A 10,257-nucleotide genomic window follows, 5' to 3' on the forward strand; every position below is an offset into this window, starting at 1 on the left:
GCGTCCGCGTGCGGGCGCTCAGCCAAGTACACCATGGTTTCAGATACGTCCACTGATGACGTTACGTTGACCATTGACGACAAGGATGCCCTGTATGGCACATGATCCTACCCGCTTGCTCCGCCGTCTCAACGCTTATTGCACCCAGGCACTGACGGCGGCAGCGTCGTTGTGTCAGGCACGTGGGCACAGTCATATCAGCATTGAACACTGGTTGTTGAAGTTGTTTGAGCAAGGAGAAGGTGATCTTGTGGTCATCGCCCGCCGTTATGGGGTGGATGTGGATGCCCTGTGGCAAGGACTGCTTGAGTACTTCAATACCTTGCCGCGCAGCGTGCTCAGCAAGCCCCAACTAAGTCTCGAAGTGCAGCAACTGATCAGCAGCGCCTGGCTACTGGCATCGATGGATCGCGACTGTGAGCAATTGCGCTCCGTGCATGTGTTGGCGGCCCTGATTGAGACACCGGACTTACTCAAGTGCTCAGCCGCTTGGCCTCTATTGGGTATAGGTTCAACACAACTGCAACAGGTGGTAGCCCTGCTTGAATCGGATTCGGAAGAAAGGCAGCTGGTGCAGACTGTGTCGTTCAACCCCGCGACGGGACGGAAGGCCAAGCTTACAAGCGCTGCGGATAGCGATGTGGCGCAGCCAGCGATCCTCGATCAGTTCAGCCATGATGTAACCGCCAAGGCCGCAGCGGGGCAGATCGATCCAGTCTTCGGACGTGACGATGAAATTCGTCAGGTGATTGACGTACTGAGCCGTCGCCGCAAGAACAACCCCATCCTGGTAGGAGATCCCGGTGTCGGGAAAACCGCCCTGGTCGAAGGACTTGCTTTGCGCATTGCCAGCGGCGAAGTCCCGGATAGCCTGAAACCGGTGAGTATCCGTACGCTGGACCTGGGGCTGCTTCAGGCTGGAGCCGGGGTCAAAGGTGAGTTCGAGCAGCGGCTCAAGAACGTGATCGATGCCGTCCAGCAATCGGAAACACCCATCCTGTTATTTATCGATGAAGCGCACACCCTGATCGGTGCTGGCAACCAGCCGGGGGGCGCTGATGCCGCAAACCTGCTGAAACCTGCCTTGGCGCGTGGCGAGTTGCGAACCATCGCTGCCACGACCTGGAGCGAATATAAGCAGTACTTCGAGCGCGATGCTGCGCTGGAGCGGCGCTTTCAGATGATCAAGGTGGATGAGCCGGATGATGCCAATGCTTGCTTGATGCTGCGCGGGCTCAAAGCGCGTTACGCCACCTATCACGGCGTGCACGTTCAAGACGCTGCAGTGCAGGCGGCGGTTAGTTTGTCCCGGCGTTTTCTGACGGGGCGCCGCCTGCCGGACAAAGCGGTTGACCTGATAGACACCGCGTGCGCACGCGTTCGCATGAGCCTCGATTGCGAGCCGCAGGCGCTGGTCCAGCTGAAGTCGCAAAAGACGGCCCTGACTGCAGAGCGAACTGCGTTGGAAGAGGATGCACAGCTTACTGGCAGGCTGATGGAGCCTCGTTTGGCGAAGATCAACGCCCAGCTGGTTCATCTCGAGAGCCAGCAGGCTGCGCTGGAGCTGCAGTATCAACAAGAGCTTGAGCTTACCCGTCAGTTGCTCAATGTTCGTCAGGCCGAGCAGGTCGATACAGCGGCCTGCGCGAAGCTGCAACAGGAACTGAGCTACGTACAGGGGAGTCGGCCGCTCCTATCGCTGGACGTGTGTGCCCGCAGTGTGGCTGAAGTGATCGCCGACTGGACGGGGGTGCCCCTTGGTAGCTTGCTCAAGGACGAACATGCCAGCTTGTTGAACCTGGAAGATCAGTTGGCCGAACGCATTGTTGGGCAGGACTCGGCCCTGCTTGCACTCGCTCAACGGCTACGTGCCGCGCGAACAGGGTTGACGAACGACAACGCGCCGATGGGCGTTTTCCTGCTGGTCGGCACCAGTGGCATCGGCAAGACGGAAACAGCACATGCCCTGGCCAGTAGCCTGTTCGGCGGTGAGAAGTCGCTCATCACGCTCAACATGTCCGAGTACCAAGAGGCGCACACCGTCAGCCAATTGAAAGGGTCTCCGCCTGGCTATGTTGGCTACGGCCAGGGCGGCGTACTTACCGAGGCCGTTCGCCAGCGCCCCTACAGCGTCGTTTTGCTGGACGAGGTCGAGAAAGCCCACCGAGATGTACTCAACCTGTTCTACCAGGTTTTCGATCGTGGCTTCATGCGCGATGGTGAAGGCCGAGAGATCGATTTCCGCAATACCGTCATCCTGATGACCTCCAACCTGGGCAGCGACCTGCTGCAAAGCTGCATCGAATTGCAGCCTGCCACGGAAGACGCCGCCCTCCAAGAGCTGTTGCGCCCCGTGCTACGCGAGCACTTCCAGCCTGCACTGCTGGCACGTTTCCAGACATTGATTTTCCGCCCGCTGGGGGCTGATGCGCTCAGGCGCATTGTCGCGATCAAGCTCGACCAGGTTGCCAGGCGTTTGCAGCGTCATTACGGCTTGCAGTGCGAAGTGGACGGCTCACTTTGCGAAGCCTTGGTCGCCGCCTGCCTGCTGCCCGATACCGGCGCCCGCAACATTGACAGCCTGCTGAACCAGCAGATTTTGCCGGTACTTAGCCAACAGCTACTGCAGCGCCAAGCCCATGGCCAGCCAGCTCAAACGGTAACGCTTGGGTTCTGCGAAGACACCGGCATCAGTTTGAGCTTTTCCGATGAACACGACGCAGCGCTGCTGGCTGGCGAGAGGGCTTGATCATGGCGAAGCCTTTACTAGGTTCCACCCATAACCATTACACGCTCGAAATCGATGAACTGGATGCGGTTGAGCTCGATGTACTGTCGTTCATAGGTGAGGAATGGCTGAGTCAACCGTTCAAGTACACGGTGGCGTTTACCTCTTCCACGCAGGACATTGATGTCGCCAAAGTCCTCGGGAAGGACGCCAGTTTTCAGATGGGGTCGTCAGAGCAGACACCGGCCAATGCGATCTCTGGGGCGGCGTCACGCACGTTGCATGGCGTGATTACGGGTTTCAAGCGCCTCTCCAGCTCCAAAGATGAAGCCCGTTATGAGGTGACCCTGCAGGCTCGCTTGGCGCTGCTCAGCCGTGGCAAACAGTACCGGATTTACCAACATCAGTCGGTTCCGGAGATCGTCGAAAGCATCTTGCGCAGCCGCCACCAGTTTGAGGGGCAGCACTTTCTGTTCGACCTGCTACGCGAATACCCCAAGCGTGAACAGGTCATGCAGTACGGTGAAAGTGACCTTGCCTTCATCAGTCGCATGTTGGCAGAGGTGGGCATTTGGTACCGCTTCACGCACAACGACAAGCTGTTTATCGACGTTGTCGAGTTTCACGATCACCAGCAACATTATCAGTTCGATGTCAGTCTGCCGCTCCGCCCCCTGTCTGGCCTGACCAGCAACGGCCAGGATGGCGTCTGGGCGCTGCAGGTCAGCCATGCGGTGGTGGAGCAGCACATCAACGTTCGCGCCTATCACCACCGCGATGCTACGGCTTTCCTGGAGGGGGACGTAGATCACAGCCGGCATGCGACGACAACCTATGGTGAGGGTTACCACTACGGCGAACCCTACACCGCGCTGGGTGACGCAATTGCCCAGGATGAGGAACTGGAGAGTGAAAGTGGCTACTTCTACGCGCGCCTGAACCATGAACGCTTCCTCAACGGCCAAACTCGCTGCAGTGGCATTAGCAGCAGCGTGACACTCGCCCCAGGGCAAGTGGTTACAGTAACTGAAGGGGCACCGCAGGTCTTTGAGCCTGGGGTCGTCATGACGCATCTGACCGTCGAGGCTGCACGGGACCGTAGTCTGGAAGTCACCTTCGAGGCTATTCCCTACTCAGAGTCGATATGCTTTCGGCCGGCACTGCCGAACAAGCCACAGATCGCGGGCACGGTGCCGGCGCGGGTCACCAGTACCCAGCAGAACGATCCTTATGGCCATATCGACCTGGAAGGTCGCTACAGAGTGAACTTCCTGTTCGATCGGGACAGTTGGAAAGCGGGCGAGGAGAGTGTCTGGCTACGACTGGCGCGACCCTACGCGGGCGACACCCATGGCCTGCACCTGCCGCTGATCTGCGGCACCGAAGTGGCGGTGGCGTTTGAGCAAGGCGACCCGGACCGGCCCTATATTGCGCATGCTCTGCACGATAGTCAGCACCCCGACCATGTAACGCTGCGCAACTACAAACGCAATGTGCTGCGCACGCCTGCGAACAACAAGTTGCGCATGGACGATACGCGTGGGCAGGAGCACGTCAAGCTCAGTACCGAGCACAGTGGGAAGAGCCAGCTCAATCTGGGGCATCTGGTCGATGCCGATCGCCGGCCTCGCGGGGAGGGCGCGGAACTGCGCACCGATGGGCATGCCGCGATCCGTGGCGGCAGTGGCATCTTCATCAGTGCTGATGCTCAGCCTCAAGCCCAAGGGACAATGCTGGAGATGGGAGCAGCGTTGGCTCAGCTCAATAACGCTCTGGCATTGGTGAACGCACTGGCGCAAAGCGCAGCTGTGTCGGGAGCATTACCAGCTGATAATCAGGCCCAACAGAGCCTGCGGGAGGCATTGGCGCGGCTCAAAGATGCGGGACTCCTTGCCTCGGCACCTGCCGGGATAGCTATGGTTACACCTGCAAACATCCAACTATCGGCAGAAAACTCTATTACAGCTACGGCTGGTGATAGTGCTGACTTCAGCCTATTCAAACGTTTCAGCGTGGCCGCAGGTGAGGCAATCAGTCTGTTCGCCCAAAAGTTAGGGCTCAGATTAATTGCGGCTCGTGGCCCTGTGGATATTCAGGCACAAAGCGATGCGATGACGTTACAAGCAGACAAGGAACTTTCTTTAAATAGCAGTAATGGCGAGATCGTTCTCAATGCCCAACACGGCATCACTCTGGTTAGCAGAGGTGCCTATATCAAAATAAAAGACGGATCTGTTGAGATCGGTGCCCCGGGTGAACTGCATATCAAGAATGACAATATCGCTTGGGGAGGCACTGCCTCATTGGAGAAGGCCCTGGCACCGATGATTCTGGAAGATCCTGTTTACAGCAATCCCATGCAAGGTGGCTTTCAAGTTAGAGATAAAGTCAGTGATAAGCCAAAACCTTACGTACGGTATCGAATTGAAGCTGCCGATGGCAGCGTGCTGAGAGGCATGACAGATGGGAATGGTTATACACAATCCCACTATGGAGTTGATCTTCAAAGCATAAAGTTATTCTTTGAGTAACTTCGGAGTGATAGGAAATGAGCGGTGCGGATATTTCAGTAGCAGAGTGCACGGTTTGCAAAAGTAAACCCGTTGTAGTGGCTCATCATCAATCGGTGCAGTGTTATTTTTGTCCGGAAACCGAAGAGTTGGTTTTTATTGCTGACAGTGAGGCTGCAGAGTTTGAGGCGCATTGGAAGGAAATGCAACAGTGCGTAAATGATTTTCATCAGGAAAAAATTAATTACTCCGTTGCAATTGAAAAATATGGAATTGCTGCAGAAACCACGGCAGCGCCTGAGGCATCATTTCATGACGCTGTAGTGCGAGCTGAGAAAAATTTGGAGTTGAAGCGAGAAAAGTTAAAAGAAAAAATTGGTGAGTTTTCTACCCAAGACATGAAATATAATGATGTTGTGGAGCTTATTCCTGTTAGTGGTCAGTCTGCTAAAAGAAAAGCTGGTGAAAAACGAGCGCCTGTAGTTTATGTAAAGAAAGGTTACTACAGTAAAGGCAAGGATGGCAGAAAACTCCATACTGTTTCGTTGAAAAGTAGTGACAAAAAAGGCGGCGCTGAAAGTATCTTTGAGCGACGCAGTGATGGAAAAATTCGACGCATAGACGACAAGAAGCTTAAGCGGCAACTTGCCGGATTGAATTGGCCAAAAATAAAAATTGATCTGAAGGATGTTGTCAAATGGGCAGGCCTTGGTTTTGATCCGGAGGCGCTGAGTATGGATTGTTCACTCTTTGACTGGGCAGATAGCTGGAATGCTGCCGCACAAGGTGAGGCAACGTGGGGGGATCATATTGACTTTGAGGGCGGAGCACAGTTTATGCGCTTTGTTTCCAATTTCGGCGCAAATGTTGAAATTGATCCACGTAAGCAACAATTCTCCATCAAAGGAGAGGGTGGCGGCAGCTTGACTGCGGCTGCCGGCATAGCGTCCTTTTCAATTTACGCCCCGGATCGCATCGGATGGGCGCTTACAGTTAATCCCTCTGATGAGAACGAGGTCTCGTTTGATTTAGGGATGATGCGCTTAAGTTTGAGCGTTCGCTTGGCCGCATTTATTGGAGCGACGCTTCAGGTGGAGGCTCTATTCCAGGTGGTCAGGAGTGGTGACCAGCAAACCGTCATGGGCCAACCTGGTCGTTTGAGACCTTTCAGTGAAAGAAAAAGCAAAGCTTATGATTTTCATAAGCAGATGAGCAGTGAAGATGAAGGGATAAAACTTTCGGCAGAAGCTTTTGCGGGTGCGAGGGCGGAAGGAACACTGACGGGATCACTGCAATGGTTAAAGCCGACAGCGGCAGGGGAAACAAATGGCGGTATATTGGAGACTACTGGAGAGTACGTCGATTTTTGTAAAATAGGACCCAGTATTGCAGGGTTGGCGGGGGTGGGTGCCGGCTTAAGTTTTCATTGTACTTTTATTAATGGGAAGTTTTGTTTTCATTTTGCAGCCTCTCTATGCAAAGGGGCGGGTGCTAAAGGTGGCTTTGTTTGTGAAGTGAATGGCAATACCTTTCTAGAGTTTGGTGCTTGGTTGATTTATCAACTGAATCAAAGGAATTATGGTTTTTTTAGAGTCATGGATGTTGATGCATTTAGTGTGTATACGAAGTATTGTGTTATGCAAATGGAGCTCCTTGAAGTCGATGTGTATGAGCATTACTCATTCGCAAAAAAATCGATTGAAAACATTGTAAATGATTTCACAAAACAGGTTGGTGAATTGGCTGATGAGACGAAGAGGAGGGTTGATGCTTCGAGACGACGGAATCAGTTAGCTAAAAATGTTATCATCCGACAGTTGGATCTGTTGCGCTACACACCTGAAGCTAAGGGTATATTGCTTTATCTTCTAACGCGACATGGTAAGTGGGATAATATAGATCCAGGAAACATAGAGTTTCTCGATCGCTACGGCGAACGAAAAGAGGCGGTGCTTTGTGTGCTTAGAAGTATTCAGAGCAAGCCGGAGTGGCGTAAAGTATTGTCTCGTGTCAATGCGGAAGGGAATGGCCCATCAGAAGGATACGCTGAGTTGGACGCCGTCGAGGGGCATGAGCGAAGCTTGGCAGACTTTCTTAAGTTAGGGAAGGATCGAGATAGAGAATTCTATAAAATAAAATATGAGCGAAGCGAATTGGCCATAATTTATGATCGGTTGAAGGAGTTTAGTTCTTCTGGTTATGCGCTCGCTATGAATGATACGGTCTATTATAAGCTAAGCGTTGGTCGTAATCCGAATTACCCGCGACGCTGCAAGTTTGGTCCGTGTGGTGCGGATATTGTCTGAGTAAGTCCAATTGGAGTGGTCGTGATGATTTTTAAGGTGTCTGTATTTTTGTTGGTTTTTTTGAGTTTGTCAGGCTGTGACCAGTTGGCGAGTGGAGTTGATTATAAGGAGCTCGAGATAACGCCGATAGAGATGAAGCATTTTATCGAAGAAGTAAAAAGGGACTTGGTGTTTGTTGAGGGTGGTGAATATTTGATGGGGGATTATGGCTTAGAGTACGGGTCGGAGCAAATGTCTTATGATAGTGATGGAGACAGTCGGCCGGTACATAAAGTCAAGTTGAGCACCTTTTCTATTGCAAGATTCAAGGTCTCAAATAAAGAGTTTGAGATGTATCTTAAAAGCAATGGTCTTAAGTTACGTTCTTTTGAGGTGGGGGGAATACAGAAAAAGTGGAAGAACATTCATTCTTTACCTGATTTGCCGGCGCATATGGACTGGTATGAAGCCGACCGCTATTGCAACTGGCTGGCTAAAGTGTCCAATCTTCCCTTCTCATTACCCACGGAGGCTCAGTGGGAGTACGCGGCACGCAGCCGCGGGCAGTTTTTGATGGTGGCCACTGATGACGGTACTTATAAGCAGACCAATGATGGTTTTACTAAATATGGGGGAGGACCAAAAGGAATTAACATTTCTACTTCTCGAGATCGTCGGGATTTTGCTAGACAAATGGGGTGGAGCACGGAGGGGCTTACGCCCTTGCCGGTGGACAGGTTTCCCCCCAATCCGTTGGGCCTTTATGCCATGTCGGATAATGGGCTGGAGTGGGTTAAGGATTGGTATGACGAAAATTATTATCAGTACTCCCCTGAAATTGACCCTCAGGGGCCGGAAACACCAGTGACCAAGGACTACTATGGCCGGGATACAAAAGTTACACGTGGTCAGGCATATGCCAATCCAAGCTGGGGAGGAGGAGTGAATGTGCACAGAACCCCTGAGAATCCGCATGGTTATGCATCCGAAGATAAAATGGTTGTGTTGGGCGATAAAACGGCTCGGTGTGTTGTTAATAGTCACAATCGGATTGAGTAGCGGCGAGCTCTCTATTTCAGGGGCATTAAATATAGGCTGCCTGAAAGGTGGTAATGATTTTATTATTAGGTGCTTAATGATATGCGCGGAGTTATTCGTGTTGGCGACAAACTGTCTTCGGGAGGCAAGGTACTTGCCGGCACCCGTGGGTTGAAATTTATGCAGCTTGATGTCGCTTGCGTAGGTGATGCTGTTTTTTGTCCAATACCTGGGCACGGCGTGAATGAAATAGCAGAGGGGGATACAGGTTCGAAAGTTAAAGGTCGGCCCATTGCTTTAGACGGTCATTGCTGTTCCTGTGGTTGTGAGTTAATCACGTCGCTTCCTCAAGCAGGTAGGCTGTGAGATGGCAGTTGACCTGAACTCATTACCCGAGAGGCGATTGCTACCCCAGCAACCTCGGCACTGGCGATGGGGTGTGGTCATCTTGTTTTGTTCGATCGTCGTTGGCGGGTTGATGGTCCTGCTTTGGCGGGTGGACAGTTGGCATACATCATTGTGGTTTTGGATCTGCGCATTATTAGGGGTTTTGATTGCCGGGTTATTGTTCTACGCACTGCGTTTGTTGGCGTACGAGAAGCATCGAGATTATATAGAGAGTTGGAATGAGAGTCGCGACGAGTTGGAGCGGTCACTCATTCGGCGCGGCCAGCGTACGGTTGCCGTATTGGCCGTATCCTATTGTTCCGGGGCGGGTAATAATAAACTTGCTCAGGCCCTACGTTTGGGTAGTAAGCCTCTCCAGCCTATTTATCTGGAAGGACAAGCCTTGACAATGCGGTTGAGCCAATTAAAACCGTCGGTACAAAATCACTCAAAGTCCGAATACGCTAAGCGTTTACGTGGATTTTTACAACAAGTTGTACGTGGGTTGGAGTCTGATTTAGAGATCGGGGCGCGCAGTCTTGCTGTGGATGTTCGTATCAGGCATAACCAAGTGCTTTGCAATGAAGAGCTTCTGTCTATTTGGTCTGCAGTTACCACCAACCCCCGTTTAACTGATAGCGTGGTCTTTGCAAAGGCCGATGATGGCGTAATGTGGCTGGACACTTGGTTGGATGCGCCGGAACGACATCAGTTGTTAGTGTCCGTCGAAATTAATCTTTTTCTAAACCCCGTTGCTGAGCAGGCCGAGACCGTGACAGCTGTGTTGTTGGGCTCTTCGCAGTGGTGTAACACGCAAAAAATTGATTCGATCGCCCTGGTGCATCGCCCTGTCCAACTTGAGTGCGCTGGTCGCTCTATCAAGGATGCAGTTACGGATGCATTTCTTTGGGGGCAGCTGCGTGCCGGAGAAGAAACGTACTTCAGTTGGCAGGCTCAGGTGCCTGGTGACGTTTTACGTGAGACAAGTATCGCTATGAATGCAGCACGTTTCCCTTTTAACGTGGCCAGGTGTCATCGATTGGATGATTCGTTTGGTTTGCCTGGATGTGCAGTAGGTAATGTCGCATTAATCGTTGCTAGTGAGTGTGCCAAGGCGGAGGACGGCCCGCAGGTGGTCCTGCTACACGATGCCTCTGCTCAAATTTTTATTGTCCGGCCTGCATGAGATCTTGAAATAGGGATTGATCGTGAAAAAGAAGAGAATCAGCGTCTGGATAGTGATCCTGTGTTTGCTCGTTGCGGGTGGGGTATTGATCTGGGTCGATAATCCCGTAGTGCAGGTGAGGAG

Annotated in this window: 6 protein-coding genes; all 6 read left to right on the plus strand. The window is 52.5% G+C overall.

Annotated elements, in window-relative coordinates; all coding sequences use genetic code 11:
- Positions 1-94 precede the first annotated feature (94 nt).
- The 6 genes from tssH (at position 95) to ACF8RA_RS09210 (ending at position 10,134) form a co-directional block, all read left to right on the plus strand.
- Positions 95-2,749 (plus strand): type VI secretion system ATPase TssH, encoded by a 2,655-nt coding sequence (gene tssH / locus ACF8RA_RS09185; RefSeq protein WP_392487928.1) that lies wholly within the window; start codon positions 95-97, stop codon positions 2,747-2,749.
- 2 nt (positions 2,750-2,751) lie between these two features.
- On the plus strand, positions 2,752-5,259 hold the full coding sequence (locus tag ACF8RA_RS09190) for a type VI secretion system Vgr family protein (protein ID WP_392487927.1): 2,508 nt from the start codon (positions 2,752-2,754) through the stop codon (positions 5,257-5,259).
- Positions 5,260-5,276: 17 nt separating this feature from the next.
- Positions 5,277-7,544: a hypothetical protein gene (locus ACF8RA_RS09195; RefSeq protein WP_392514620.1), complete on the plus strand. Its 2,268-nt coding sequence runs from the start codon at positions 5,277-5,279 to the stop codon at positions 7,542-7,544.
- 24 nt (positions 7,545-7,568) lie between these two features.
- On the plus strand, positions 7,569-8,582 hold the full coding sequence (locus ACF8RA_RS09200) for a formylglycine-generating enzyme family protein (RefSeq protein ID WP_392514622.1): 1,014 nt from the start codon (positions 7,569-7,571) through the stop codon (positions 8,580-8,582).
- Positions 8,583-8,663: 81 nt separating this feature from the next.
- Positions 8,664-8,927: a PAAR domain-containing protein gene (locus ACF8RA_RS09205; RefSeq protein ID WP_082422857.1), complete on the plus strand. Its 264-nt coding sequence runs from the start codon at positions 8,664-8,666 to the stop codon at positions 8,925-8,927.
- Positions 8,928-9,000: 73 nt separating this feature from the next.
- Positions 9,001-10,134 (plus strand): hypothetical protein, encoded by a 1,134-nt coding sequence (locus ACF8RA_RS09210; RefSeq protein WP_392514624.1) that lies wholly within the window; start codon positions 9,001-9,003, stop codon positions 10,132-10,134.
- Positions 10,135-10,257: the final 123 nt, after the last annotated feature.

This window comes from Pseudomonas sp. FYR_5 (assembly GCF_043106315.1).
Classification (GTDB): Bacteria; Pseudomonadota; Gammaproteobacteria; order Pseudomonadales; family Pseudomonadaceae; genus Aquipseudomonas; species Aquipseudomonas putida_Y.

Coding starts and splice junctions, on each gene's coding strand:
- tssH (WP_392487928.1), top strand. CDS start 95: ATGGCACATGATCCTACCCGCTTGCTCCGCCGTCTCAACGCTTATTGC.
- ACF8RA_RS09190 (WP_392487927.1), top strand. CDS start 2,752: ATGGCGAAGCCTTTACTAGGTTCCACCCATAACCATTACACGCTCGAA.
- ACF8RA_RS09195 (WP_392514620.1), top strand. CDS start 5,277: ATGAGCGGTGCGGATATTTCAGTAGCAGAGTGCACGGTTTGCAAAAGT.
- ACF8RA_RS09200 (WP_392514622.1), top strand. CDS start 7,569: ATGATTTTTAAGGTGTCTGTATTTTTGTTGGTTTTTTTGAGTTTGTCA.
- ACF8RA_RS09205 (WP_082422857.1), top strand. CDS start 8,664: ATGCGCGGAGTTATTCGTGTTGGCGACAAACTGTCTTCGGGAGGCAAG.